Source organism: Halapricum desulfuricans (assembly GCF_017094525.1).
Taxonomy (GTDB): domain Archaea; phylum Halobacteriota; class Halobacteria; order Halobacteriales; family Haloarculaceae; genus Halapricum; species Halapricum desulfuricans.
Genome location: NZ_CP064788.1, coordinates 422105 through 448921 on the forward strand (window position 1 = coordinate 422105; position 26817 = coordinate 448921).

24 protein-coding genes and 1 tRNA gene are annotated in these 26817 nt (G+C 64.7%); 17 read left to right on the forward strand and 8 right to left on the reverse strand.

Annotated elements, in window-relative coordinates; all coding sequences use genetic code 11:
• Positions 1-25 precede the first annotated feature (25 nt).
• The 5 genes from pepF (at position 26) to HSR122_RS02135 (ending at position 7008) form a co-directional block, all read left to right on the forward strand.
• The gene (pepF, locus tag HSR122_RS02115) at positions 26-1819 is read left to right on the forward strand and encodes an oligoendopeptidase F (protein ID WP_229111043.1); all 1794 of its coding nucleotides are present in this window, start codon (positions 26-28) and stop codon (positions 1817-1819) included.
• A 66-nt stretch (positions 1820-1885) separates the two neighbouring features.
• A complete protein-coding gene (gene pan2 / locus HSR122_RS02120; protein ID WP_229111044.1) occupies positions 1886-3106 on the forward strand; it encodes a proteasome-activating nucleotidase Pan2 in 1221 nt (406 codons plus the stop codon).
• 153 nt (positions 3107-3259) lie between these two features.
• A complete protein-coding gene (locus tag HSR122_RS02125; RefSeq protein ID WP_229111045.1) occupies positions 3260-3688 on the forward strand; it encodes a universal stress protein in 429 nt (142 codons plus the stop codon).
• Between the two features lie 56 nt (positions 3689-3744).
• On the forward strand, positions 3745-5499 hold the full coding sequence (argS, locus tag HSR122_RS02130; protein ID WP_229111046.1) for an arginine--tRNA ligase: 1755 nt from the start codon (positions 3745-3747) through the stop codon (positions 5497-5499).
• A gap of 552 nt (positions 5500-6051) precedes the next feature.
• Positions 6052-7008: a sulfite exporter TauE/SafE family protein gene (locus HSR122_RS02135; RefSeq protein WP_229112168.1), complete on the forward strand. Its 957-nt coding sequence runs from the start codon at positions 6052-6054 to the stop codon at positions 7006-7008.
• Between the two features lie 45 nt (positions 7009-7053).
• Here the strand turns inward: HSR122_RS02135 and HSR122_RS02140 are convergent, their stop codons facing one another.
• A complete protein-coding gene (locus HSR122_RS02140; protein WP_229111047.1) occupies positions 7054-7434 on the reverse strand; it encodes a metal-sulfur cluster assembly factor in 381 nt (126 codons plus the stop codon).
• A gap of 179 nt (positions 7435-7613) precedes the next feature.
• On the opposite strand from HSR122_RS02140, the gene HSR122_RS02145 reads away from it, so the two are divergent.
• Positions 7614-8384 (forward strand): SDR family oxidoreductase, encoded by a 771-nt coding sequence (locus tag HSR122_RS02145; RefSeq protein ID WP_229111048.1) that lies wholly within the window; start codon positions 7614-7616, stop codon positions 8382-8384.
• Positions 8385-8438: 54 nt separating this feature from the next.
• Here the strand turns inward: HSR122_RS02145 and pyk are convergent, their stop codons facing one another.
• Positions 8439-10196 (reverse strand): pyruvate kinase, encoded by a 1758-nt coding sequence (gene pyk / locus HSR122_RS02150; RefSeq protein ID WP_229111049.1) that lies wholly within the window; start codon positions 10194-10196, stop codon positions 8439-8441.
• Positions 10197-10429: 233 nt separating this feature from the next.
• Between pyk and HSR122_RS02155 the strand changes: the two genes are divergently transcribed.
• The 5 genes from HSR122_RS02155 (at position 10430) to HSR122_RS02175 (ending at position 13646) form a co-directional block, all read left to right on the forward strand.
• Positions 10430-10720, forward strand: a complete 291-nt coding sequence (locus HSR122_RS02155; RefSeq protein ID WP_229111050.1) for an AbrB/MazE/SpoVT family DNA-binding domain-containing protein — start codon at positions 10430-10432, stop codon at positions 10718-10720.
• A 2-nt stretch (positions 10721-10722) separates the two neighbouring features.
• Positions 10723-11277, forward strand: coding sequence for a hypothetical protein (locus HSR122_RS02160; protein WP_229111051.1), 555 nt, complete (start codon positions 10723-10725; stop codon positions 11275-11277).
• 43 nt (positions 11278-11320) lie between these two features.
• Entirely contained in the window at positions 11321-11875 is a 555-nt protein-coding gene (locus HSR122_RS02165) for a poly(R)-hydroxyalkanoic acid synthase subunit PhaE (RefSeq protein WP_229111052.1), read from the forward strand.
• A gap of 17 nt (positions 11876-11892) precedes the next feature.
• Positions 11893-13290: a class III poly(R)-hydroxyalkanoic acid synthase subunit PhaC gene (phaC, locus tag HSR122_RS02170; protein ID WP_394355539.1), complete on the forward strand. Its 1398-nt coding sequence runs from the start codon at positions 11893-11895 to the stop codon at positions 13288-13290.
• Positions 13291-13364: 74 nt separating this feature from the next.
• Positions 13365-13646 carry a hypothetical protein gene (locus HSR122_RS02175; protein ID WP_229111053.1) on the forward strand — a complete coding sequence of 94 codons (282 nt, stop codon included), beginning with the start codon at positions 13365-13367 and terminating at the stop codon, positions 13644-13646.
• A 234-nt stretch (positions 13647-13880) separates the two neighbouring features.
• Here HSR122_RS02175 and HSR122_RS02180 read toward each other — a convergent pair whose 3' ends face one another.
• The 4 genes from HSR122_RS02180 to gpmI all read right to left on the reverse strand — a co-directional run bounded on the left by HSR122_RS02180 (position 13881) and on the right by gpmI (position 18266).
• A complete protein-coding gene (locus HSR122_RS02180) occupies positions 13881-14858 on the reverse strand; it encodes a mechanosensitive ion channel family protein (protein WP_229111054.1) in 978 nt (325 codons plus the stop codon).
• Between the two features lie 591 nt (positions 14859-15449).
• Entirely contained in the window at positions 15450-16016 is a 567-nt protein-coding gene (locus tag HSR122_RS02185) for a hypothetical protein (RefSeq protein ID WP_229111055.1), read from the reverse strand.
• Between the two features lie 200 nt (positions 16017-16216).
• Entirely contained in the window at positions 16217-16636 is a 420-nt protein-coding gene (locus tag HSR122_RS02190; RefSeq protein ID WP_229111056.1) for a universal stress protein, read from the reverse strand.
• A 109-nt stretch (positions 16637-16745) separates the two neighbouring features.
• Positions 16746-18266, reverse strand: a complete 1521-nt coding sequence (gene gpmI, locus HSR122_RS02195) for a 2,3-bisphosphoglycerate-independent phosphoglycerate mutase (RefSeq protein WP_229111057.1) — start codon at positions 18264-18266, stop codon at positions 16746-16748.
• 167 nt (positions 18267-18433) lie between these two features.
• On the opposite strand from gpmI, the gene HSR122_RS02200 reads away from it, so the two are divergent.
• Together HSR122_RS02200 and mutS are read left to right on the forward strand one after the other, a co-directional pair.
• Positions 18434-18838: a DUF7522 family protein gene (locus HSR122_RS02200; protein ID WP_229111058.1), complete on the forward strand. Its 405-nt coding sequence runs from the start codon at positions 18434-18436 to the stop codon at positions 18836-18838.
• A 66-nt stretch (positions 18839-18904) separates the two neighbouring features.
• Entirely contained in the window at positions 18905-21535 is a 2631-nt protein-coding gene (gene mutS / locus HSR122_RS02205) for a DNA mismatch repair protein MutS (protein WP_229111059.1), read from the forward strand.
• Positions 21536-21565: 30 nt separating this feature from the next.
• Here the strand turns inward: mutS and HSR122_RS02210 are convergent, their stop codons facing one another.
• Complete coding sequence (locus HSR122_RS02210) at positions 21566-23464, reverse strand: DHH family phosphoesterase (protein WP_229111060.1); 1899 nt, start codon at positions 23462-23464, stop codon at positions 21566-21568.
• A 123-nt stretch (positions 23465-23587) separates the two neighbouring features.
• Here HSR122_RS02210 and HSR122_RS02215 point away from each other — a divergent pair, with 123 nt between their 5' ends.
• From HSR122_RS02215 to HSR122_RS02230, 4 genes are all read left to right on the forward strand, one after another.
• Positions 23588-24103 (forward strand): Mov34/MPN/PAD-1 family protein, encoded by a 516-nt coding sequence (locus HSR122_RS02215; RefSeq protein WP_229111061.1) that lies wholly within the window; start codon positions 23588-23590, stop codon positions 24101-24103.
• The gene (locus HSR122_RS02220; protein ID WP_229111062.1) at positions 24100-24528 is read left to right on the forward strand and encodes an FAD synthase; all 429 of its coding nucleotides are present in this window, start codon (positions 24100-24102) and stop codon (positions 24526-24528) included. Before HSR122_RS02215 ends, HSR122_RS02220 begins: the two co-directional genes overlap by 4 nt.
• A 350-nt stretch (positions 24529-24878) precedes the next feature.
• Positions 24879-24951, forward strand: a tRNA-Arg gene (locus HSR122_RS02225).
• Positions 24952-25324: 373 nt separating this feature from the next.
• Positions 25325-26041 (forward strand): DUF309 domain-containing protein, encoded by a 717-nt coding sequence (locus HSR122_RS02230; RefSeq protein WP_229111063.1) that lies wholly within the window; start codon positions 25325-25327, stop codon positions 26039-26041.
• A gap of 15 nt (positions 26042-26056) precedes the next feature.
• Here HSR122_RS02230 and HSR122_RS02235 read toward each other — a convergent pair whose 3' ends face one another.
• Positions 26057-26803 carry an MBL fold metallo-hydrolase gene (locus tag HSR122_RS02235; protein ID WP_229111064.1) on the reverse strand — a complete coding sequence of 249 codons (747 nt, stop codon included), beginning with the start codon at positions 26801-26803 and terminating at the stop codon, positions 26057-26059.
• Positions 26804-26817: the final 14 nt, after the last annotated feature.

Sequence of the window (26817 nt, forward strand, 5' to 3'; positions counted from 1 at the left end):
GGGCCCGCCGCCCTAAGCCGAGGTCATGAGTTCAGTACCGGAGCGGAGCGACGTCGAGACCGAGTACACGTGGGAACTCGAGGCCCTGTACGCCGACGACGACGAGTGGGAGACGGCCTTCGAGCAGGTGAGCGAGCGGATCGACGACCTGGCGGCGTTCGAGGGACGGGCGACCGACGACGCCGAGACGCTGCTTGCGACGCTGGAGACCTTCGAGGACGTGATGCGGCAGGTCGAGAACGTCGTCGCCTACGCCCGGATGCGCCGTGACGAGGACACCCGCGACAGCGACTATCAGGCGCTTTTCGCCCGCGCACAGTCGCTGCACTCACGGGCCAGCTCCGCGGCGAGTTTCCTCGACCCGGAGATCCAGTCCTGCACGCGCGAGGAGATCGACGCGATGATCGACGCTGCACCGGCCCTCGAGGAGTACGAGCACTACTTCGACGACGTGCTCCGGATGAAAGACCACACCCGCTCGGCGGAGGTCGAGGAGCTGCTGGCGGACCTGGGCGAGGTCCTGGGCGCGCCCTCCGAGGTGTACAACATGCTGACCAACGCGGACATGACCTTCCCGAGCGTGGAGGACCCGGAGGGCGAACCGATCGAGATCACGCTCAACAACTTCACGACTCTGCAGAAACGCCAGGATCGGGCGTTCCGCCGGGAGGTCTACGAACAGTTCTACGACGAGTGGGAGACGCTTCGCAACGCCGTCGGCGCGGCACACAAAAACAGCGTCAAGACCGACGTCAAGACCGCACGAGCGCGAAACTACGAGACTGCCCGCGAGGCCGCACTTGACGGGCCGAACGTCCCGACCGAGGTCTACGACACGCTCGTCGAGACCGTCCACGACAACCTCGACGCGCTGCACCGCCACGCCGATCTCAAACGGCAGATTATCGACGGTGACGAACTCCGGATGTGGGACCTGTACGTTCCGCTGACCGAGACTGAGAGCCCCGAGATCGACTACGAGCAGGCTTGCGAGTACGTTACCGAGGCCGTCGCGCCGCTGGGCGAGGACTACCAATCCCGGCTCGCGGAGGGGCTGGACTCGCGGTGGGTCGACGTCTACGAGACTCGCGGCAAGCAGTCCGGTGCCTACTCCGGGGGGACCTACGAGTCCCAGCCGTACATCCTGCTGAACTACCAGGACGACGTCGAGTCGATGTACACCCTCGCCCACGAACTGGGCCACTCGCTACATAGCGAGTACACCAGCGACGAGCAGCCCTACGTCTACGCCGACTACGAGATCTTCGTCGCCGAGGTGGCTTCGACGGTCAACGAGACGCTGCTGACCCACCACCTGCTGGAGACCGTCGAGGACGAACGGTTGCGCCGACACGTCCTCAACGAGTACCTCGAACGGTTCCGCTCGACGCTGTACCGACAGACGATGTTCGCGGAGTTCGAGCAGCAGACCCACGAACTCGCAGAGGCCGGCGAGGCGCTGACCGCCGAGCAACTGGACGAACTCTACGCCGACCTCAAAGGCGAGTACTACGAGCCAGCCGAACTCGACGACCGGATCGCTCGCGAGTGGATGCGGATCCCGCACTTCTACCGGGCCTTCTACGTCTACCAGTACGCCACGGGTATCTCGGCGGCGGTCGCGCTGGTCGAGTCGATCCTCGACGAGGACGACCCCGGTGCGGCGGATCGCTACCTCGAGTTCCTCTCCCGTGGCTCGCGCGCGTACCCGCTGGAACTGCTCCGTGACGCCGGTGTGGACATGGCCGAACCCGACCCGGTCGAGGCCGCGACTGGCGTCTATACCGAGTACCTCGACGAGATGGCATCGTTGCTCTGATCGCCGCCCGATCTCCGACCGCGACCCAAAGGCACTTTTCTCTGTATCGAATAGATCCACTACCAGATGTCTCGCAGTCCTTCGCTCCCGGACCGACCTACTCTGGACCTCGATCCCGATATGTCGCCGTCAGAACGGCTGGCGGCGCTGAAAGAACACTTCGCAGAGGTCCAGCGGGTGAACCGTGAACTGCAACAGCAACTGACCGCGGCCCACAATCGCCAGGACGACCTGGTCGAGGAGGTCGACAAACTCGAACGCCAGAACGAGACGCTCAAGACCTCCTCGCTGTACATCGCGACGGCAGAGGAGTTGCTCGACGACGGGGTCGTCATCAAGCAACACGGCAACAACCAGGAAGTGCTGACCGAGGTGTCGCCGCAGTTGCGTTCGGAGATCGAGGCCGGTGACCGGGTCGCGATCAACGACTCGTTTACCGTCAAGCAGACCCTGGACAGCGAGAAGGACGCTCGCACGCAGGCGATGCAGATCGACGGCTCGCCGGACGTGACCTACGACGACATCGGCGGGCTCGAGAGTCAGATCCGCGAGGTTCGGGAAGCCGTCGAGGAGCCGCTGCTCAACGCAGAACAGTTCCGCGAGGTCGGGATCGACCCGCCCAGCGGCGTCCTGCTGCACGGTCCGCCCGGGACGGGCAAGACGATGCTCGCGAAGGCCGTGGCCAACGAGACCGACGCCACGTTCATCAAGATGGCCGGCTCGGAACTGGTCCAGAAGTTCATCGGCGAGGGTGCGAAACTCGTCCGTGACCTGTTCGAACTGGCCGGCGAGCGCGAGCCGGCGATCGTCTTCATCGACGAGATCGACGCGATCGCGAGCAAGCGAACCGAATCGAAGACGTCCGGCGACGCGGAGGTCCAGCGGACGATGATGCAACTGCTCAGCGAGATGGACGGTTTCGAGGACCGCGGGGAGATCCGGATCATCGCCGCGACCAACCGCTTCGACATGCTCGACCGGGCGATCCTCCGGCCCGGCCGCTTCGACCGCCTCATCGAGGTGCCAAAGCCCGACAAGGAGGGGCGCGAACGGATCCTCGAGATCCACACCCAGGAGATGAACCTCGCCGACGGCGTCGATCTCGGTGCCTGGGCCGAGGAGACAGCGGGATTCACCGGCGCGGAACTGGCAAGTCTCGCAACCGAGGCGGGCATGTTCGCCATCCGTGACGGCCGTACCGAGGTCGGACCAGCGGACTTCGAAGACGCCGTCGAAAAGGTCGAATCGGCCGCCGATGACGTCGGAACGCCGGTCGCGTTCTACTAATTGTCCACCTTCCGTATCGACTCTTCTCTATCGGCCAGCCGGCGTGGAACGGCGTCTGATCCGCCTGCCGCAGGTGGCTTCCGCGCCGCATTTATGATGATTTACTTATGCTTTTCCCGAAGGTTAACGTTCGGTCCGTGTGAACACTCATCTATGGGCAAGCATATCCTGATCCCGGTCGATGGATCCGAACAGGCCCACGGGGCGTGTGCGTTCGTCGCTGAGGACTACCCCGACGCCGACGTGACGCTGTTGCACGTGATCAACCCCGCCGAGGCGGGCTACAGCGTCCAGGCGGGACTGCCGACGTTCTCCGAGGAGTGGTACGAGCGCCAGAAGGAGCGCGCCGAGGAGATCTTCGAGGAGGTCGAACCCGATCTGGAAGACGGTGACGGGACGGTCAACCGGGAGACCGAGATCGGCAAGCCGACCAACACGATCGTCGAGTTCGCCGAGGCGAACGACGTCGATCAGATCGTGATGGGCAGTCACGGCCGGTCGGGCGTCTCGCGGATCCTGCTGGGGAGCGTCGCCGAGACCGTCATCCGGCGCTCGCCCGCCCCGGTGACGGTCGTGCGGTAACGTTTGGTCTGGCCCGAACCGAACCCCTAATACCCGATGCCGGAGAACGGGGAGACATGTTGCTCTCCCTTCGCGCGGAGGTCGAGGACGCCCTCACGACTGCTTTAGAGGCGCTTGATCTCCCGACCGACGACCTGGGTATCGAGACGCCGCCCGAGGACGTTCCGGCCGTGCTGGCTTCAAGCGCTGCCTACCGTCTCGCCAGCGAGGCCGGCGCGCCGCCGCCCGAGATCGCCGCGGACCTCGTCGAGGCGATCGACGCCGACGACTACGAGTACATCGGCTCGGTCAGCCAGCAGGGGCCGTACGTCAACGTCTTGCCCAGCGACAGGTATCTCGAAGCCGCCGTCGAGGCCGCCCAGACGGAGTCGTTCGGAACCCTCCCCGATCGGGAGACGAGCGTGGTCGTCGAGCATACCTCGGCCAATCCCACGGGACCGGTCCACGTGGGCCGCGCCCGGAACCCGATCGTCGGCGACGCGCTCGCTCGCGTCCTCGAATACGCCGGCTACGACGTCGAACGCCACTACTACGTCAACGACGCCGGCCGCCAGATAGCCCTGTTCACCTGGGCCTACGAGACCTTCGACGAGTCGGATCTCCCCGAGCCGGCACGGGACTCCCCCGAATACGAGATGGTCCGCTACTACCGCAAGGGCAATGCCTACCTCGAGGAGGCGGACGACGACGCCGTCGAGGCGGCCGAAGCCGAGATCCAGGCGATCCTGCAGGGGCTGGAAGACGGCGACGAGGAGACCTACGAGCGGGTCTCGGAGGTGGTCGACACCGTCCTCGCGGGGATGACTGCCACGCTGGAGCGACTTCCCGCCGAGTTCGACGAGTTCGTCAAGGAGACGCGGTTCATGCGCGACGGCTCGACCGACGACGTGATCGAGCGCCTGCGAGCCCTCGAGGCGGCCGTCTACGAGGAGGACGCCTGGCAGCTGGATCTGCCCGACATCGAGAAGAACCTGGTCTTCCTGCGTGCGGACGACACGTCGCTGTACACGACGCGGGACCTCGCTCACCACGAGTGGAAGTTCGATACCTTCGACCGTGCCGTGACGGTTCTGGGCGAGGATCACAAGCTCCAGGCCGACCAGCTTGAGACGACCCTCGAGTTGCTGGGTCACGACACCGACCGGCTCGAGCAGGTGTTCTACTCGTGGGTCAACCTCCCGGAGGGCGGGATGAGCACGCGCGAGGGGACCGGTGTCGATCTCGACGACCTGCTGGACGAGGCGATCGACCGCGCCCGTCAGGAGGTCGAGGACCGGCTCGACGATCGCCTGCGGGACGATGACCTCGACGAGGCGGACGTCGAGCGGATCGCCCATCAGGTCGGGATCGGTGCCGTCCGGTACGACATCGTCGCCAAACAGCCCACGAAGGGGATCACCTTCGAGTGGGAGCGCGCGCTTGACTTCGAGGCCCAGTCGGCTCCCTACGTCCAGTACGTCCACGCGCGCTGCTGTGGGATCCTCGATGAAGCTGCATCGGCCAGCCACGAGGTACCCGACGAGATCGACGTCGACGCACTCGAAACGGAGGCGGCTCGCGATCTCGTCAGAGAGATCGCCCGCTTCCCGGCCGTGATCGAGGAGGCCGCCGACGATCTGCGTCCACACGTCGTCGCGACGTACACGCGGGACCTCGCCGAGGCGTTCAACACCTTCTATCGGGAGTGTCCGGTGCTGACGGCCGACGACCCCGAGACGCGGGCCGCGCGGCTGGCCGTCGTCGCCGGCGCGCGAAACGCGGTCGCCAACGCGCTGGACGCGCTCGGCGTTGCCGCCCCCGATTCGATGTAGGCGTCGACTGTCGGGTCGTCCGTCGCGTTCGCTGTGGTCGTCCCGTTGCTCATCGGCGGATCGTCGGCTGAGACCTCGCTCAGCAGTATCGGGGGCCCGCACTCGGTACAGGCGTCGAAATCCAGCGGCTCGGCCGACGGCTGGGCGGCGGGCGCGACTGTCGCCGGCGTCAGTCCCAGCGCGAACAGCGCGAGCACCGAGAGCGCGACGACGTGGCCCTGATCCGGACCGACATCCATACTCGTCGATACTCGCTCGCTGTCGGTAGGTTTCCAGCCTCGATATAGGGGGCCATAGTGTCCGGCCTGCGTGTCTCACCACGTCGGCCTTCGAGCCGATTCGTTCGGCCCGTGCGAGACGTGGCGATAGTCTTGCACAGATGTCCCAAAAACGTTATCAGAGCCACCGGCCTAGCGGGAGCAGGTAGTCGGACTGACATCGAGACGGACAGTCGACGGACAACGACGGAGCGGACACCCGACACAGTTTAGACACGTGGTACTACTTGCATTCGACGCCGGCCTGCTCGCGCTGTTCGTGAGCTTCGGCTTCATGGTCGGCGTCTTCTTCGGCTTTTTCGGTATGGGTGGGTCGTTTCTTGTCACGCCGGTGCTGCTGTTGCTGGGCTATCCCGCGCCGGTCGCGATCGGGTCGAGCATGGCGTTCGTGTTCGGGACCGCCGTGATCGCGACGCTCAAGCACCACGACGTGGGGCAGGTCGACTACACGCTCGGGGCGCTGATGTTCGTCGGCATCGCGCTCGGCATCGAACTGGGAAAGCGACTGGTGTTCGGACTCGAAGCGCTCGGCTACGCCGAGATCGTCGTCGGGACCAGTTACGTCCTGTTGCTCGCCGTGATCGGCCTGCTGTTCACCCGGAACGCGCTACAGGACGACAGACGGAGCGACACGGCGGGCCAGTCGGACGACGACGCGGGTACCGACGACATCCCCGACATCGCAAAGGTCATCAAGTCGTACAATATCCCGCCGATGGTGACACTCACCGACGGGAGCCGCGCCTCGCTGTGGACGATCTCCGGCGTCGGCGGCGGCGTCGGTGTCGTCTCGGGGTTCCTCGGCGTCGGGGGCGGGTTCATCCGGATGCCGGCGATCCACTACGTCATCGGCGTTCCGATCGCCGCGGCCGTCGGCACGAGCCTGTTCGGGGCACTGATGTCCGGTGCCGTCGGCGCGTTCACCTACGGGCTCTCGGGTGCGATCGATTTCGGTGTCGTCACGGCCCTGCTGGTGGGAAGCGCACTCGGAGCCAGAATCGGCTCGGCGGCGACAGTCTACATCGACGAAGACGACGTCACGATCTACTTCGGGATCATGCTGTTGCTCGCGAGCGTCGCCGTCGGACTCGGCGAACTCGCCGCGTGGTTCGAGGTCGCGCTCCTCGATACGCTCAGCCTCGTGTTGCTGCTCGGAGCGGCGGTCTTCGTCACGGGAATCATCCTCGCGTACGCGCTCGCTGGCGTCCGCGCCGACGCCGCCTACTCGTGACGGCAGTAGCGATGTCGACTGCCCTTCGATCACGTCTTGCGGTCGTCAAAACGGTGTGTCGGCGTCCGGCGACGTGTCGGCGTCCGAGCGCTCGCTCCCGTCGGCGTCGCTATCGCCGACCGAGATCCCCATCGCCGCGAGTTGCATCCGTCCCTCGTCGGTCGCCATCTCCGGGGACCACGGTGGGTCCCAGACGAGTTCGACGGTCGCCGTCTCGACGCCCTCGACTGCCTCGACGGCGGCTTCGGCACGGTTGACCATCTGGCCCGCGATCGGACAGGTCGGACTCGTCAGAGTCATCTCGACCTCGACAGCGCTGTCTTCCAGGTCGATCTCGTAGACGAGACCGAGATCGTAGACGTTGACCGGGATCTCCGGGTCGTGAACCTCCCGCAGTGCCTCGACGATGGCGTCTCTCTCGACCATACCTATTCTTGATTGCCCAGCCCCTTCAGCCTTGTACACCTCGCACAATCCGGGTCGGATCAGTCGAGTGTCCACGCATCGAAACCGGATCGGGGGATACGCACCAGGAATCATCATCGTAAAAACATTACGTTGAATGACCAAAGATCCAAATACGACGCCTGTCTGTTCTAGACTGCATGACGAGCTATGATTTCAGCGGCCGCGTGGCCGCCGTCACGGGTGGCGCTTCAGGTATCGGTCGGGAAGTAGCCGTGCAGTTCGCCGACAGCGGCGCGTCGGTGGTCGTCGCGGACGTCGACGACGAGGGCGGACAGGCCACGGTCGAACAGATCGAGAGCGACGGCGGCGAGGCCGTCTACGTCTCGACGGACGTCACGGACATGGACGACGTGGAAGCGATGGTCGAGACGGCCGTCGAGGAGTTCGGTCGGCTGGACTACGCGGTCAACAACGCCGGGATCAGCGGCGGAGAGGACCCGGCGGGCGACGTTCCCGAGGAGGACTGGGAACAGACGATCGACATCAACCTGAACGGCGTCTGGCGTTCGCTGAAGGCCGAACTCGGGCAGATGACCGACCAGGACGACGGCGGCGTCGTCATTAACATGGCGTCGATCCTCGGGAAGGTCGGCTTCGAGAACTCCTCGGCGTACGTCTCGGCCAAGCACGGCGTGCTCGGACTCACCAAGACCGCCGCCTGGGAGTACGCCGATCAGGACATCCGCGTCAACGCCGTCTGTCCCGGCTTCATCGAGACGCAAATGCTCGAAGAGGCCGGTATCAGTACCAACGAGAACGTCCGGGAGTGGATCGAGGGGATGCACTCCCAGGACCGGCTGGGCAAACCCGAAGAGATCGCCGACGCCGTCCTGTGGCTCTGTTCCGATGGCGCGTCGTTCACGAACGGCGAAGCGTTGACCGTCGACAGCGGATTCACGGCGAAATAACTCCGTCGGCCAAATACGGCTCGCGTTTTTTCGAGTGTTGGTGTCGAACAGCGACTACTGCGCCGAATCGTCGCCGGCGTCACGATAGAGCATGGCCTTCTCTGCGTCGAGCGTGACGACGGTTCCGTCTTCGAGTTCGTCGGGGACTTCGACGTCAGCGATCATCGGGATCCCGTGTTCGCGGGCGAAGACGGCGGCGTGACTCGTCGAACCCGGTTTCATGCCGCGCTCCCCGCCCACGATACCGCGGACGTGCTCGGCGTCGCCGGCCAGTTCGCCGCTGTACTCCGAGACCACTGCGATCGCCCCCTCAGGCACGGTCGAGAGGTCGCCGTCCTCGACGCGGTGGAGTTCGCCCGTGACGAGACCGCCGACGACGGCGTCGCCGCGGACGGTCGTCTCGGCCGCGACGTGGATTTTGAGTATGTTCGAACTATCTATCCCCTCGAGTTCGGTCATCATGCCCGACATGACGACGAGCCTGTCGCCGTCCCTGACGATCCCGGTGTCGAGCGCTGACTCGGCAGCGTTCTGGATGATGGCGTCCGCGCCTTCAGTCGTGCGGGGGATGGTGGTCGGGTGGATGCCCCAGGAGAGGGCGAGTCGCCGTCGGACGCGATCGTTGGGCGTCGAGGCGATGATGGGGACGCAGGGGCGGAACTTGGCCATTTTCAGCGCGGAGTGGCCCGACTCGCTGGCGGCGACAATCGCGGCGGCGTCGACGTCCTCGGCGAGGAAGCGCGCGGCGTGGGCCAGCGCGTCGGCACGGGTCCCTTCTGCTTCGGGAATCCGCTGTTGGCGGACGGTTTCGTACTCCTCGCTGTGTTCGACTTCTTCGACGATGCTGGCCATGGTGTCGACGACGCGAGCGGGGTGGTCGCCGATGGCGGTTTCGCCCGAGAGCATGACCGCGTCGGTGCCGTCGAGGACGGCGTTGGCGACGTCGGAGGCTTCGGCGCGGGTGGGGCGGCGGGCCTCGACCATCGAGTCGAGCATTTCGGTGGCGGTGATGACGGGCACGCCCGCCTCGTTGCACTTGCGGATGATCCGCTTTTGATAGAGTGGAACGACCTCAAGGGGAAGTTCGACGCCGAGGTCGCCGCGGGCGACCATGATGCCGTAGGCTTCGTCGATGATGCTGTCGAGGTTTTGGACGGCGCCGGCGCGTTCGATCTTGGCGACGATGGGGATGTCGGCGCCGAACTCGTTGAGGGTGTCGGCGATTTCGCGGATGTCGGCGCCGTCCCGGACGAACGAGGCGGCGACAAGATCGACTTGTTCTTCGGCGGCGACTTTGAGTTCCTGGCGGTCCTTTTCGGTGACGGTGGGGAGGCCGAGTTCGACGCCGGGGATGTTGACGCCCTTGCGGGCTTGCAGGTCGCCGCCGTTTTCGACGCGGGCGTAGACGTCCGAGCCGTCGACGTCCTCGACGGTGGTTTCGATGCGGCCGTCGTCGAGCAGGACGCGGTCGCCCGGTTCGACGGCGGAGATGTCGAGCGAGAGCCCGACCGCGTCGGGGGTGGCGTCGTCGCCCTGGTAGAAGCGGACGCGGGAATCGGCTGCCAGGTGGATGGGTTCGTCGATGTCGGCGGTCCGGACTTCGGGGCCGGGGATGTCGTGCATGACGGCGACGGGGTGGTCGACCTGCTGGTCGACCTCGCGAACCCGGGCGATGGTCTCCCGGCGTTCCTCGGGCGAGCCGTGGCTGGCGTTGAGTCGGGCGACCGACATGCCGGCCTCTGCGAGGTCTGTGATCCCCGCCAGCGAATCCGAGGCCGGGCCGAGCGTACAGACGATCTTGGCGTTACGCATCGCTGTTCCCCTCCAGGGCTGCCGGAAAGTCGCTGCCGTGTCCGTTGGGCATACTAGACTATCGACGCGCCTGCGACATGAAACCCGCCCGTGATTCTCAGGGGACTACAAGTAGAGTCGAACGACCCGCGTCACGACATGTGGAAGCGAAGATCGACTTGATCCGTTAGATGGTATAGGATGGTATCAAAAGGAAGATTTATGTATTCGGAAGGTATAGAAAGGGATGACAGATGACAGACGAGGACGACGGCTTCCCGTGGCCGCCGACGATGTTTCAGGAGGCGGGCGAGCAGGCGATCGAACAGCAACAGGAGTTCCTTCGCTCGATGATGGGCGCTGGGGCGTCTGGGATGGACATGAACCAGCTCAGTGCGATGAGCCAGCTGGCGACGTTCAAGACCCGCGTCCAGAGCGGCGGCCGGATATCCATTCCGGACGCCGAGCGCGAGGCGCTGGACATCGAGGAAGGCGACATCGTTCAGGCCGTCGTTCTCCCGGTCAAACGCAACCGAAGTGAGTAATCATGACAGACTACACGACCCCCGTCACGACCGCATTCGAACTGCAGCGCGCATCGATCGAACAGACACAGACCGCTCTCGAACAGGGCGTAGCGCTCCAGCAGCGGATGGGCCAGGCGATGCTCGACAGCATGGAGAGCCAGCAGTCGGCCCAGCGCCGCGGCGTCGAGCTGAGCCAGACGGCGATCCACGGCTATCTCGACGCCATCGAGTCGTCGGTTCCCGGCATGGACGTCCCCGTCGAGGAGATCCGCACGACAGTCGACGAGCAGTTCGAGTTCCTGCTGGAGAACCACGACGAGGCGTTCGACACGCTGCAGGCAGAGGCCGGCGACGGCTACGAGAGCTACGACGAAATGACCGAGGAAACGCTCGAGGCGCTGGACGAGCAGCTGTCAATGCTCATCGAGGCCCATGAGGAACTCCAGTCCCAGTCCGCCGACGCCGTCGAGGAGCTGGCATCCCAGGCCGAAACGGTTCAGGAGCAGATCCAGGACGTTCAGGAGCAGACCGCCGAGACGGTTCAGGACGTTCAGGAGCAGGCCAGCGACGCCTGATAGGGCGGCAGTTATTTCTTTCGTGCGAAGCGATATAATACACATGAGCGACGATAGCGACACGACGGACAGTATGGACGAGTGGAACCAGATGGTCGACGAGATGAACGAGGCGCTTGCCGAGTCGTTCGACCAGAGTATGCAGGCACAGACCGCATTCATGGAGTCCTGGAACGACGTGTTCGCCGACTCCACGCCCGACGACGAGACGCTCTCAGAGGGAATCGAAGGCTACAACGAGGCCTACGAGGTCTGGATGGACGCCGCCGAGCAGATGTTTGAGCGATCGGTCGACGCGGCCCAGGGCGAAGAGGTCGAAGCCACGGAGTTCCGCGACATCTGGCTGCAGTCGGCGAACAAGGCGTTCAAGGAGGTAATGGAGACGAGCGCGTTCGCGGCCGCGAACGGACAGCTCGTCGAGTCGATGCTCGAGCTCCGACAGGAAGCCGACGACGTCACCCAGGAGTCGCTGGGCGAACTCGGGTTCGCCACGCGCGAGGACGTCGTCGAGGTCGGCGAGCGCCTCGTCGAACTCGAGCGACGCCAGCAGGACCTCGAAGACAAACTCGACCGCGTCCTCGACGCACTCGAGGAGTGAGCGTCATGTTCAACCCGATGCGTCCAGTGATCGACGCGCAACGGCAAGGAGTCGAGAAGCTGGCCGAGACAGTCGAACTCGCCGGCGTACTCGACGACCGTCTCGAGACGATGCAGGAAGTCGAAGTCGGCGGGACGCCTGCTGACGTCGTCTACGAGGAGAACAAGCTCGAACTCCTCCACTACGATCCCGAAGCGGCGGGTATCGATGTCCCCGAAGAAGAGCGCGAGGACGTTCCGATCCTCGTCGTCTACGCGCTCATCAACAAGCCTTACATCCTCGATTTGCAGCCCGATCGGTCGGTCGTCCGGCGGTTGCTCGAGGCTGGACACGATGTCTACCTGATCGACTGGAACGAACCCTCGCGTCTCGACCAGCATCTGACTCTCGACGACTACGTCAACCGCTACATCGACAACTGCGTCGACGTCGTGCGCGAGCGCTCCGAACAGGAGCAGATCAACGTCCTCGGCTACTGCATGGGCGGGACGATGAGCACGATGTACACGGCGCTGCACGCCGAGAAGGTCAACGCCCTCGGGTTGATGGCCACCGGGCTGTACTTCGAGGAGACCGGCGGCGTCCTCGAGCGCTGGGGCGACGAGGAGTACTACGACCCCTCGACCGTGATCGAGGCGTTCGGCAACGTCCCGGCGGAGTTCCTCGACGAGGGGTTCGCGCTGATGGACCCCGTCCAGAACTACGTTACGAAGTACGTCCAGTTCTTCGAGAACCTCGACAACGAGGCGTTCGTCAAGAACTTCAGCCGGATGGAGCAGTGGCTCGAAGAAGGGGTCGACGTCGCCGGCGCGACCTACGAGCAGTTCCTTGAGGACATCTATCAGGGTAACAAGCTCTACAACAACGAGCTCGAACTCGACGGCACGCACGTCGACATCGAGAACATCGACATGCCCGTCCTCCAGATCCTGGGCGAATACGATCACCTCGTCCCGCCGTCGGCGAGCAAGCCGTTCAACGACGTGATTCCGAGCGAGGACACCCGCATCATCGAGTACTCGACGGGACACGTCGGCCTCGCCGTCTCCTCGAGCACCCACGAGGACGTCTGGCCCGAGGTCGCCGACTGGTTCATCGAGCGCTCCCGCGAGCAGGAAGCCGTGGAAACCGCGGCTGGGGAAGAGAATGCAGACGAGACGGCCGACGAGGCGGCTGCAGACGAAACGACCGACGAGGTAACTGCAGACGAAACGACTGCCGAGGAGAGTGCAGACGGGGCGGCTGGCTCCGACGTCGAGACTGTCGAGGGCATCGGCCCGACCTACGCCGACCGTCTTCGCGCGGCCGGCATCGAGACCGTCGGAGACCTGGCTGGATCGGATCCCGAGGCGGTCGCCGAGGCCGCCGACGCGCCGCTCGGTCGCGTCGAAGACTGGTTCGAACAGGTCGCCTGATCCGGGCCGTCTTCTACACGTCTCGTTGCTACCGAGTCGGAACCGTGAAGGTACCGACAGGAGAGTGCAAAACCATGAGTCCGACTGTCCACGAGGTTCGGAACGCGATTCGAGTAGCGACAGGTCGCTTCGAACGGGAGGTCGAGGCGTCGTTCACGAAGGAGGAGTTGCAGGCGATCTGTCAGGCGCTCGAGATAGGTACCGGGACGGAGCGGCCGTCGACAACGCGTATGCGCCGACTGATTCGAGCGCAGGTCGGCATCGCGGAGTCGCCGGAGACAGCGGACGACTCCACGTTCCGAAAGGCCGACCTCCAAGCGATTGCGGCGGCGATCGGGGCGTCGTTCGAATCGTAGCCGCCAGTTGCCCGAGCAGTTTACCTGCTATGATTCCCGATCCGATACTCTCGAAGGAGCGGATTTCCTGCCGACCGACTTGCGCCGTGTCCGCAACCGTTTTTCCACCTACGTTCCGTTCTTTGTCAGAATCGGCGGTAGATGCAATCGGTTGGCCGATCCTAGACAGCTGGTGTATCTCCCTGCGGAGCCATGTTGAGATAACCCGACTGGAGTCGTGAGGGGTTAGACTTTCTACTCGCCTGTCGTGTCTTGCTCCTCGGTCATGGTCTCTTTGGCGGTGCCGAACCATCCGTCGATATTCTCGGCAACGAAATCTTGGCCCCCTAGACCGACAGCGATGCCGATGCCAAGTGCCAGCGCCAGCGCCAGCGCACCGAAGAACGCCACCACGAATGTCGTAAACAAACTCGTTAGTGGCGACGCGTTAATCCCGATTGTGGACAACACAATCGTGATCGTGAGGTAATAAATAAAGACCTTGACTGCCAGACTGGCCACCAAGATAGGTCGACTATCCCCTCCTTCAGTGACGAGGTCTGCGACCCGTTCGGCCAACCAGATGCCGACCAACAACACGATGAAGCCAGCAGCCAACGCCGGTAGATAGCCGGCAAAGTCGCCGAGTAAACTCGAAAGGGCGTCTATGCGGAGAATATCTGCGACTGTCAAGATTGTCAGGAAATAGATGTAGTACGTGACCAGTTTGCCAACGATACCTCCCAATTCGCCTTCGCCCTCCCCGAACTGTTCGAGTGGGGTTTCTCGCAGCAACTCTCCGAGGTTGAACCCGTCAACCACGCCGGACACGATGTCTCCGATAATCCGCGCCACGATGAATCCGACCACGAGGACGAACAATGCACTGAGAATTATCGGGAGGAAGACTCCGATATCGGCCAGCATATCGGTGAGTTCGCTGATACCCAACACACTCGCTGCAGCGACTATCGCGACAAAGTAGACGTAGTACGCGACAATCTTCCCCAAAACATTTGCAATGGCGTCACCATCGCCGTCCCCGAGTTCTTCGACCGCGGTATCTTCGGCATAGCTGTCAACACCGAGACGACGAATGACCCGGGTGACTATCCCTCCAAGTATGCGACCAACTATATACCCGATAACGAGTATGAGCAGCGCACCGAGTAGAACCGGAACGAATTCAATGACGTCAGCTATGGTCTGATCGATTGTATCGCTGAATGGCACTTGCAATGGGGATGCTAAATTACTATGATTTAACATAGATGTAACAATTCACAGGCGACGAGAATAGTTATCAACGAATTATCGACTAGTATGGGCTGCTTATGATGCGATGTTGCGCGTGTGTCCAAAGTCGAAAGATATCGTCCAGCAGTGCGGTGACAGGGATGTAGGCACGATAGCTGTCGGTCACCCCGAAAACATCCGCGTGAACCGCCTCGGGGTCAAGCTCCGAGGCACTCGGCCTGCTCCGCCTGCAAATATCCCACCGCTTGCGGTGCGGTCCGGGAATCCTCGCCGTCGTCGGGTGGTTCGAGAGAGCGAAGCTCTCTCGTCATCTGCTCACGGCGCTTTGCGCCGTTCGCAGGTTCGTGGGACTGGTCCCACGCTCATCACGAAAGGCGCTCGCGCCTTTCGAACGACTACGCCCGACTGCCCGAGGGATCTTCGATCCTTCTCCGTTTACGGCGAGGAGGTCCCAGAGAACAACGATACCGAGACACACTATCTGGACAACTATATGACTGATAAGGACTACTCGTTCGATCGAGCGGAGAGAACTCGGGCCGGACAGTCACAAAGGGGCCGGCAGTGCTACTCTTCGATCTCGACGTCAACGGCCTCGGTGGCCTGCTGCTGGACGTCCTGGATCTGTGCCTGGATCTCTTCAGTCTGGTCCTTGAAGTCCTCGAACAGATCGGCCATCTGCTCGGTGGCATCGACGGACTGGGACTGGAGATCCTCGTGGGCCTCGGCGAACATCTCGACCTGCTGGTCGAGCGTCTCGACGTAGTCCTCGGAGAGCTCGTCGTAGGTTTCGACGCCGTCGGCGACCTCCGACTCGATGGTCTCGAAGACGTCCTCGTGGTTCTCCAGCAGGAAGTCAATCTGCTCGTCGACCGTCTCGCGCAGCTGCTCGACGGTCGTCTCGCTACCGGGGACGCTCTCCTCGACGGCGTCGAAGTAACTGTGGAACATCGTCCGGCTCAGCTCGACACCGCGGCGCTGGGCCGACGCCTGGCTCTCCACGCTGTCGAGCATCGCCTGACTCATTCGCTGCTGGAACTGCAGGCCCTGTTCGAACGCCTGCTGGCTGTTCTCGAGCGCGCGTCGCTGCAACTCGAACGCGGTCGTGACGGGGGTCGTGTACGAATCACTCATCTCACTCCCATCTACAACCTTCGGACTGATAAAGGTTCCGTTTGTAACCATTAGATGGTTTCATATACCACTCAATGTCTTCCATCGAAGGAGCGGGCTGGCGGGCAGCGATAGTATCGTGGTTGCAGCGGTTCGAAGGACGCGTTGCTCACAATCGTCGTGACACAGATGCCGCCAGCGAACCAGGTATTGCCGACAGGTCAGATGTCGCCGATCGTGACGACGCGGTCGTCGTCTTCTCGTAGCTCCCGGGTGACTGTCCCCTCACGTCGCTCGTGGGTCTGGCCGCGCTCGCCGAGCACGATGAGATCGGCCCCGATCTCGTCGGCGTGCGCTTCGATCGTCTCTTCGGGGATCCCGTGACAGCAGGTCGTCTTCACGGAGACGCCGCGCCGCCCGGCGGCCTCGGCGACCGCCGAGAGCACTTTCCGACCCCGGTCTTCCTCCTCGGCGACGATGACCTCGGTGCTGCTCAGGGCCGGCTCCCCAAACTCGTCGGTGTCCACGACGTACAGGGCGTGTAGCGTTGCGCCCTCGCGTTCGGCCAGCGCGATCGCGTACGCGGCCGCGCGCTGTCCGTGTTCGCTCCCGTCTGTCGGAATCAGAATCGTCTCGACCATTGTGACCGATATATAGCGTCTCCAACAGGAAATAATGTGTGATCGGTTCCCACACGCTGATAAAATTGCCGCCGTAACGGTTTGCTGAAGCCGATAGAGGGATGGTGGCCTACTCGAGCAGGCTCTCGCCGGTCATCTCATCGGGCTTGTCGATGGCCATGAGTTCGAGCATCGTCGGCGCGATGTCGGCGAGCGTGCCGCCGCCTCGCACAGACCGGCTGCCGTCTGTGCCGTTCTCGTCGAGGTAGATGATCGGGACGTCGTTGAGTGTGTGGGCCGTGTGGGGGTCGTCCTCGGTGCCCAGATCGTCGGCGTTGCCGTGGTCGGCAGTGATCAGCAGGTCGCCACCGGCGGCCATGACCGCCTCGGCGAGCCGACCCAGCTGTTCGTCGACCGCCTCGACGGCCGCGACCGCGGCGTCGAAGTCCCCGGTGTGGCCGACCATGTCCGGGTTCGCGTAATTGAGGACCATCATGTCGGGGTCATCGCTTTCGATGTATTCGAGGGCCGTATCGGTCACCTCCGCACAGGACATCTCGGGCTGGTGGTCGTAGGTCGGCACGTCCGGACTCTGGACGATCTCGCGCATCTCGCCCTCGAACTCGATCTCGCGGCCGCCGTTGAGGAAGTACGTCACGTGGGGGTACTTCTCGGATTCCGCGAGCCGAAGCTGGGTCTTGCCGGCCTCGGAGACGACCTCGCCGATCGTGTTGACGGGCTGGTTCGGCCCGTAAGCCACCGGCACGTCGAAGGTTTTGTCGTACTGGGTCATCGTGACATAGTACGTCTCCGGCGGCTCCAGGTCGTACTCCCAGTCTTCGGGGCGGATGCTGTTGAGCATCCGGGTGAGCTGGCGGGCACGATCCGACCGGAAGTTGAAGAAGATCACGGCGTCGCCGTCCTCGAGGGCTTCGCCGCCCTCGATGGTCGTCGGCTCGATGAACTCGTCGGTCGTGTCGCGCTCGTAGGATTCGGTGGCCGCTTCGACGGCAGTCTCTGCGTGGTGGTCGCCCTCTCGGTCGACGATAGCGTCGTAGGCCCGTTTCGTGCGCTCCCAGTTCTGATCGCGGTCCATCGCGTAGTACCGGCCGGTCACGGTCGCGACGTCGCCGGTGCCGTTCTCGTCGATGACCGCCTGGAGCTCTGTCAGGTAGCCCTCGCCGCCGGTCGGTGAGGTGTCCCGGCCGTCCATGAACGCGTGGGTGACAGCCTCAACGCCGCGGTCGGCCGCCATCTCGATCAGCGCGTGCAGGTGCGTCTGGCGGGAGTGGACCCCGCCGTCCGAGACCAGCCCCATGAGGTGAACGGCCCCGTCGTGCTCGTCGGCGTAGTCCATCGCCGCGACGAGTTCGTCGTTCTCGAAGAACGTGCCGTCCTCGATGTCGTCGGTGATCCGGGTGGTGTCCTGCTTGACCACGCGGCCGGCCCCGATGTTCAGGTGGCCGACCTCGGAGTTGCCCATCTGGCCCTCCGGCAGCCCGACGCGCCGGCCCGAGACCTCCAGGCGGTTGTGTGCACCGGCGTCCCAGTACGTCTCGAAGTTCGGCGTGTCCGCGGCGCGCACGGCGTCGCGGGCAGTTTCGTCGTCGTTCAGTCCCCAGCCGTCGAGGATTACGAGTCCGACGTCCATGCGAGAAAAGTTGACTCGCCAGCGTAATAGTTCTTCATATCTCTCCGGATCGCCGAAACGGGGCGTCGGGGGCGACTGTCCTCATCTGCCGTGACGGCGTTTCGGACGACTCCGGGCGACCGAGAACGTCGACTATCTTTATGAACGTATGGCGAGCAGTATGACGTATGACAGAGATCCTCTCGGAGACGCTGGCCGACGAACTCGTCTCGATCGCGCGCACGGCGACCGGCGACAGCCTGCGCTCGGTGACGTATTTCAACCGGTCGAACTTCGAGCAGTTGTATCTCCGCAGCGACCTCGAACGCGACGCCGATCTCGACACGTTCGTCGGCCACGAGTGGCGCGGCTACCGCGACACCACCAACGCCTATCAGGCGACCGAGACCGAACTCGGCGCCTACCGGTACACCATTCGGGCGTTCGAGAACGGCTACCTGCTGCGGGTCGGCACCGAGCGCTCGAGCGTCCTGCTGACGACCGACGACGTCACCATGCAGGAGTTCGAGGAAGTGGCCGAAGCCGTCAGTCGCAGTCTGGAATCCCATTCCGAGTCGAGCGATCACGAGTAACGCGACAGCGGCCGACCAGCGGGGCAACCGAGACACATATGCGTCGCGAGGGCCAGTCACTCGGGCATGGACGCGGCACTCGGAGCGCCGGAGAAGATGGCCGAACGGGCCGACGACCTGACGCCGATGATGGCCCAGTACTTCGAGTTGACCCGCGAGTACGACGACTCGCTCGTTCTCTTTCAGGTCGGTGACTTCTATGAGGCCTTCTGTGGGGCCGCCGAGCGAGTCGCCAGGCTCTGTGAGATCACGCTCACGAAACGCGAGGACTCGACCGGCGAGTACCCGATGGCCGGCATCCCGATCGACAACGCCGAGAGTTACGTCGAAACGCTGCTCGACGCCGGCTATCGCGTCGCCATTGCCGATCAGGTCGAGGATCCGGACGAGGTGAGCGGCGTCGTCGAGCGAGCGGTCACCCGGATCATCACCCCCGGGACGCTCACCGAGGACGAACTGCTGGGCGGGGCCGCGAACAACTACGTCGCCGCGCTGGCCCGCGAGAACGACCGCTACGGGCTGGCGATGGTCGACGTCTCGACCGGCGACGCCTACGCGACCGGCAGCGACTCGCTGGCGACGATCGAGGACGAGCTCGGCCGGTTCGATCCCTCGGAAGCGATCGTCGGGCCCGACGCGCCGACCGACCCCTTCGAGTGTATGGTCACGCCGTACGACGAGCGCGCCTTCACCGCCGAGCGGGCACGCGAGCGGGTCGGCCGGTATTTCGGTCCGCCGGAGCGACTGCTCGCCAGCGCCGCGGAAGTGCGGGCCTGCGGCGCGCTGCTGGCATACGCCGAGTACACTCGCGGCGGCACCGGCGTCGGTGAGGACGGCCAACTGGCGTATCTCAACCACCTCACACGGTACGATCCCCGCGAGTACATGGTCCTGGATTCGGTCGCGCTGGAGAGCCTGGAGGTGTTCGGCCGCCGGTCGGTCCGGAGTTCGGAGGGGCTGACGCTGGCCGAGGCCGTCGACGAGACCGCCTGCGCGATGGGACGGCGAGAGTTGACCGACTGGCTGCGCCGCCCGCTGATCGAGCGCGACCGGATCGAGGCCCGCCACGAGGCCGTCGCGGAACTCGTCGGCGCGGTCCGGACTCGCGAGCGCCTGCACGAGCGCCTGCGTGAGGTCTACGATCTCGAACGGCTGATCTCGCGCGTCTCGCGCGGCCGGGCGAACGCCCGTGACCTCAATTCGCTCGGCTCGACGCTGGCGGTCGTCCCCGACATACGGGCGGCGATCGAGGACAGCGACAGCCGGAAACTCCGGGCGTTGCACGACCGGCTTGACGACCTGCCGGAGGTCCGGTCGCTGCTCTCGGAGGCGATCGCCGACGATCCGCCGCCGGAACTCACCGAAGGCGGCGTCATCGCGTCCGGGTACGACGAGACGCTCGACGAGCTGCGCGAGACCGAACGCTCGGGCAAGGCCTGGGTCGAGCGACTCGAGGCGCGCGAGCGCGACCGGACCGGCATCGACTCGCTGAAGGTCGGCCACAACTCGGTGCACGGCTATTACATCGAGGTGACCGACGCCAACCTCGATCGGGTCCCCGAGGACTATCAGCGCCGCCAGACGCTGAAAAACAGCGAGCGCTACTACACGCCGGAACTCAAAGAGCGCGAAGACGAGATCGTCAGGGCCGAACAGCGGGCCGACGACCGCGAGTACGAGCTGTTCGTCGAGGTGCGCGAGACCGTCGCCGCCGAGTCCGAACGCGTCCAGCGGCTGGCGGACGCCCTGGCGCAGCTCGACGTCCTCGTCTCCTTCGCGACCGTCGCCGCGGAGTTCGACTACGCCCGCCCGGAGATCGTCTCCGAGGGCATCGATATCGAAGCCGGTCGCCATCCGGTCGTCGAGCGGACCGAGGACGCGTTCGTCCCGAACGGTGCCAGCCTCGACCGTGACGACCGCGTGATGATCGTCACCGGGCCCAACATGAGCGGCAAGTCGACCTACATGCGCCAGATCGCGCTCACGGCGCTGCTCGCCCAGGCCGGGAGTTTCGTCCCCGCGGAACGCGCGCGCTTGCGTCTCGTCGATCGGATCTTCACTCGCGTCGGCGCCAGCGACGACATCGCAGGCGGGCGATCGACGTTCATGATCGAGATGACCGAACTCGCCGAGATACTCGAGCACGCCACCGAGGACTCGCTGGTCCTGCTCGATGAGGTCGGACGCGGCACCTCGACGACGGACGGGCTCGCCATCGCACGCGCGGTGACGGAGTTCATCCACGACGAGGTGGGCGCGACGACGCTGTTCGCGACCCACCACCACGAACTCACCGACGTCGCCGAGCAACTCCCGGCGGTCCGCAACCGGCACTTCGAGACCAGTCGCGAGGACGGCGAGGTCGTCTTCGAGCACGAGGTCGCGCCCGGCGCGGCCGAGGCGTCCTACGGCGTCGAGGTCGCCGGCGTCGCCGGCGTTCCCCGGCCGGTCGTCGAGCGCGCGGCCGAACTGCTCGAAGACAGCGAGACGGTCCCCTTGGCGGACGAGGGCGGCGTCCCGGCTCGAACGAACGGGAGCGGGGACGCCGAGCGGGGTCACGAACATTCGGACTCGATGGCAGCGACTGAAACTGACGCGATCCGCGAGCGCCTGCGCGAGGTATCGATCGCCGAGACGACGCCGCTGGAGGCGCTGCGGCTGCTCGCCGAGTTGCAATCGAAACTCGAAGCGGAGTAGCGACCTGCGACGCGACCGCGCTCGGTCCGGCTACTGGTCGTGCGGGAGCGACGCGGAACTCTGCAGGTCGGCGTCGAGCTCGGCCTCGGCCATCTTCTCGATCAGCGACTCGAGGACCGTCTCGCGCTTGCCGCGGACGAACTTGATCGAACCGACGACGAGGTGACCGCCGCCGCTGACGCCCGCGCCGGGGTGCTCCTCGCGGAGCTGTTCGACCATCTCGGGGATGTCCAGCCGCACGCCGTCGCTGCGGAGCACGGCGAAGTCGGGGCCGTACCCGATCGTGATGACCGGCTCGCCGGTCTCCTCGACTTTCCGGTCGTGGACCGCGCCGGTCGTCTTGCCCGGGGCGGGGTAGCTGAACCGCCGGACGTGGTTCTCGACGTCGATCTTGTAGAGGTGGGCGTCGTTCGCCAGTCGCTCGTGCTCGAGGTGGTCGCTCGCGTACCCGAGCTGTTTCTGGACGTCCCGCTCGGAGCGGTCGGACAGAAACGCGACGAGTTCCTCGTGGCGGTCGCGGTCGTCACAATCGACGTTGAGCACGTCGGTGATCAGCGGCCCGCCGTCGTCATATCGGAGGTAGTTGGTCGCGTAGTCCAGCGCTTCACCGATCTCCCGTAGTTGCTCGCGGTCGTACCCCTCCTCGCTCGCCAGTTCGAGGTAATCGGCCATCGCCTCGGCTTCCGAGCGATCGGAAAGGCCGGCCACGGCCGGCACGTGCCGGAGGTCGTCGGTCAGCTCGGGGGCGATCATCCGGGCGAGCTCGACCGAGAGCATGCCCGTGGTGATCCGGTAGTCCTCGCCGTGGAGGTACGGGTTGACGTGGGCCTCCAGCAGCGGTTCGACGGCCTCTGGATCGGGATGGTGGTGATCGACGACGACGATCGGGATGTCGTAGTGCGCGAGGTTCTCGTAGGCCGGGACGTCCTCCTCGGTCGAGCCGTTGTCGAGCATGAGCACGAGCGGGAGTTTCTGGCCGTTTCGGCTCCGGTCTTCCAGCGCGAAGTTGAGGTCCCGGGTGACGTCCTCCAGTTCGTAGAAGGGGGCCTTGCTCGGCAGGCGCTTGAGCATGTGTCGGGCCGCATCGGGATCCTCGTAGACCTCCTCGACGAACCGCTCCAGCGCGAGTTGCAACGGGACGCTCGCGCAGATCCCGTCGCCGTCGGCGTGGTGACGCATCCGGATCGGTCGCCCCTCGAGGATCGTCCGGCGCAGCAGGTGCGCGACGTCTTTCAGGTCCTCGTACAGCGGTTCGAACGCCGACCACTCGACGAGCGGGTCGACGTCGTGTGGCTGTGCGACCTCTTCGAGCGCCTCATCGAGTCGGTCCCGGAACTGCTCGGCGGTCGCGCCGTCGAGTCGGTCGAGCGATTCGACCTCGAGCTGGACGCCGCCGTTTCGCTCCTCGACGTGTCCGGTCAGTCGGACCACGTCGTCGAGTTCAATCTCCGGGTAGGCGCGGACCCCGGCGTCCTCGAAGGCCGCACACGGGACGATCCCGGTGCCGTCACGCACCTGGAAGATCGTCGGCCCGCCGGTCTGGTTGATGCCGACGACCGTTCCGTCGAGATGGACGGTCGAGCCGACGTGGTCGTCGAGTTCCGCGACGGTCGTGCCGGCGCCGTACTCGACGGCCTCGGTCGTGTAGGACGCCGGCGCGCGCTCGACGAAGCTCAGGTCGCCGTTGTCGCGCTCGTCGTCGAGTTCGACGATGAGCTTGTCGTCGACCTCGTAGTCGCCGAGCAGGTTCGATTCGTGGACCAGTCCCGACACCTGATCTGAGATGTCGACGAAGACGCCGTACTCGACGACGCCGTTGACAGTCGCGTGATAGAGTTCGCCGGCCTCGACCGCCTCGCGGTCGCATCGAGGATCGAGATCGTAGACCGTCGGCCCGGAATCCCCGGGCTCGGAATCGGATGCCGTCATATTGGAAGGGACTCGGCTCTGTCGGGGTTTTAACCTTTGGAAACGGTCGTCGTGGACGCAACTCCAGGTACGGCCCCAGTTCGGCTCGAAGACTTTAGAAGGGGCCATCCCTCAGATAGAGGTATGCGGCTGTTCCGTAACTCGGGGATCATCGGCATCGCCGAGTCAGCACTCACGTTCGCGCTCGAGGCCTCCCGGGACAGTCATCCCAACGAGTACATGGGGCTGCTCCGGGGGGAAGACGCCCGCAAACTCGGCCTCGAAGAGTCGGGGACGGTCCTGACGGACGTGCTGATCATCCCCGGGACGGAATCGAACCCCGTTAGCGCGACAGTCAAGACGAGCATGGTTCCCAACGACATGCGCGCGGCGGGATCGGTCCACTCCCATCCCAACGGCGTCCTCCGGCCCAGCGACGCCGACCTCGCCACCTTCACCAAGGGCGACGTCCACATCATCGTCGGCGCGCCCTACGAACGCGACGACTGGCAGGCGTTCGATCGGGAGGGCGAGCCGATCGATCTGCCGGTGCTTGACGTCGACCCGCCCGAAGAGGAGTTCTTCGATTTCACCCAGGAGGACATCGACCGCGAGCTGCTGCCCAGCGAAGAGGACGACCGCGGCGGGTGGTTGTTTTGACGCGAGTCGTCGCTCAGGGCACTTTCGACATCCTCCATCCCGGCCACCTGCACTACCTCCGGGAGGCGGCCTCGTTCGGCTCCGAGTTGCACGTCATCGTCGCGCGCCGGGAGAACATCACCCACAAAGACCCGCCGATCGTCCCGGACCGCCAGCGACAGGCGATGGTCGAAGCGCTCGACCCCGTCGACGAGGCGCGTCTCGGCCACACCGAGGACATCTTCGTGCCGATCGAGCGGATCGATCCCGACGTGATCGTTCTCGGTCACGACCAGCATCACGACGAAGCCGCCATCGCGGACGCGCTCGCGATCCGCGGGATCGACTGTACGGTCGAACGGGCGAGCGCGCTCGAATCCACTGACGACGAGCGACTTCTCTCTACGGGTCAGATCATCGACCGGATCCTCGAGCAGCGGTGTTGATCGACTCCCCTCGTACAACGCTGTCGGAGTCGGACCGGAAGACTCAGATTCCCGCGTGACAACAGGTCACTCGCCGATTGCGAGATCGGCATAAAGGGGAAGAGAGGTCTGTCAGAGGCACATCGTCTCCTCCCCTTTATCCCACTCATCTATGCCTATCGGACGCACAATAAAACTACCCTCTGGTGGTGCGTACTTCGTCGCTGTGATCGTGACTGCTGTCCGTCCCTTCCGGATCGATCGTCCGATGGTAGCCGATCGCAGCGATACATCGCTACAGCAGTCACACTGTCTCGCGGAGATACCCGAACCGTAACCCCTTTAGTTGCCACCGGAGTACGGGTAGGTGAGTCCGGGTAGGGTAGTGGACTATCCTCTTGGCTTGCGGAGCCAGGGACCGGAGTTCAAATCTCCGTCCGGACGTTTCTGTCGACGCAACTCGCCGAGCGACAGCGAGGCGACTGCGTCGACGAAACTCTGCGAGGAGATTTGAGCAGACCGGGAACGCGCAGCGAAGCGAGCATTTCCGGGCGAGTTCAAATCTCCGTCCGGACGCTCACTTCGTTCACGTCCGACGTGCCCTGCGCTCCCCACGCTCGCGCAGGACTCCGTCCGGACGTTTCTGTCGACGCAACTCGCCGAGCGACAGCGAGGCGACCGCGTCGCTTCTGTGACCAGACGATATTCCGTGGTCAGAAGATGTTTTCAGCGAGGTGGGGGAACGCGTCCAGAGAGCGACTACGGAACAACTGTGACCGACGAAAGCGCCATTGGCGTCGAACGCAAACGCGGGCACATGGACGCACATCTCCGGGCCGGGATCGCGATCTACAACGAGGGGTACTACCACGCCGCCCACGACGCTTGGGAGGAACACTGGCTGACGTTGTCGACGGGCCCGGACAAGGACTTCCTGCAGGGGTTGATCCAGTACACGGCCGCGGTCTATCACACGACGACCGGCAACTGGCTCGGGACACGGAAGCTTGCGAGGAAGGCACAGACCTATCTCGAGGGGCTCGGAGAGCGGTATCGGGGCGTCGACCTGCGGTCGGTCCGGTTGCATCTCCGCGCGCTCGAACGGGAGCCCGAGCGGGTCGGCCGCGAGTCGCCGCCGGCGATCGAACACGAGGGTCGAGCGCTCGGTTTCGAGGTGCTCGGCTTCGAGGCGACCGCCGTCGCGGCGACAGTGCTCGCCGAGGAGTGGGGATACGACGAGGACGCCTTCGAGCGGGCCGCCGAGTACGCCCGCAGCGACGTCGAGAGCGGCTACGAGACGAGCCCGTTTGTGGCGTTACTGTTCGATTTTGTACGCGAGGGCGACCGCAGGGAGCCCTCGGATAGAGCGAGCGGTGAAACCGCGAGCCGCGAGGGCGACCGCAGGGAGCCCTCGGACGGTGCGGGCGATGCCGGCGCCGAGCAGGTGGACCACCGAGACATCATCGCACAGCGGCTCGGCGAACACGTCGATCGTCGCGGAAGTCGCGAAAGCGACGTCAGCGGATTGTTCTAGACGTTGTGTGCCGGCCTACGTGTCGAGCGCGACCGACACGTCGGCGTCGTCCAGTTCGGACGCGAACGCCTCGTGGTCGGTTTCCAGTGCCGCGAAAGTGTTGTAGTGGATCGGGACGACCAGTTCGGGGTCCAGCTCGACGGCGAGTGTTGCGGCCTCGGAGCGATCCATCGTGAACGCCCCGCCGATCGGCGGGAGGAACACGTCGACTTCGAGCTCGGCGTGGCCGTCAAGCACGTCGGTGTCGCCGGGCCAGCAGACGCGAGTCCCGTCGATCGAGAGCAGGAAGCCACAGCCCCGCCCCTCCGGATGGAACGGCGAGCCGTCGGGGCGGGTGTGCGGGCCGTCGGGTTCGTTGTAGGCGGGGAGCGTCCAGATCGGTACGCCAGCCACGACGAGATCGGACTCGGCGTCGACGGTCCGAACCTCGTACTCGAGATCGGCCAGCCGCGGGAGGTCGCGCCGCGACCCCCGGACGTCCATCCCCTCGAAGGCGATGACTGTGGCGTCCTCGTCCGCGACCCGGTCGATCCCGTCCGGGTCGTAGTGATGGACGTGCGTGACACAGACGATGTCGCCGTCCTCGGGTCGGTAGTCGCGGCTCGGCGGGTGGGCCACACCCGGCGTGTCCGGCTCCCAGTCGCCGGTGAGCACGCCGTAGCGACCGGGATCGAGATAGACGACCGTCCCGTCTTTCGATTCGAGCCGTACCGTCGCGTACCCGAGCCACTCGATGGTGAGTCCGTCGTGGGTGACTGGCATGTGTCCAGATACGT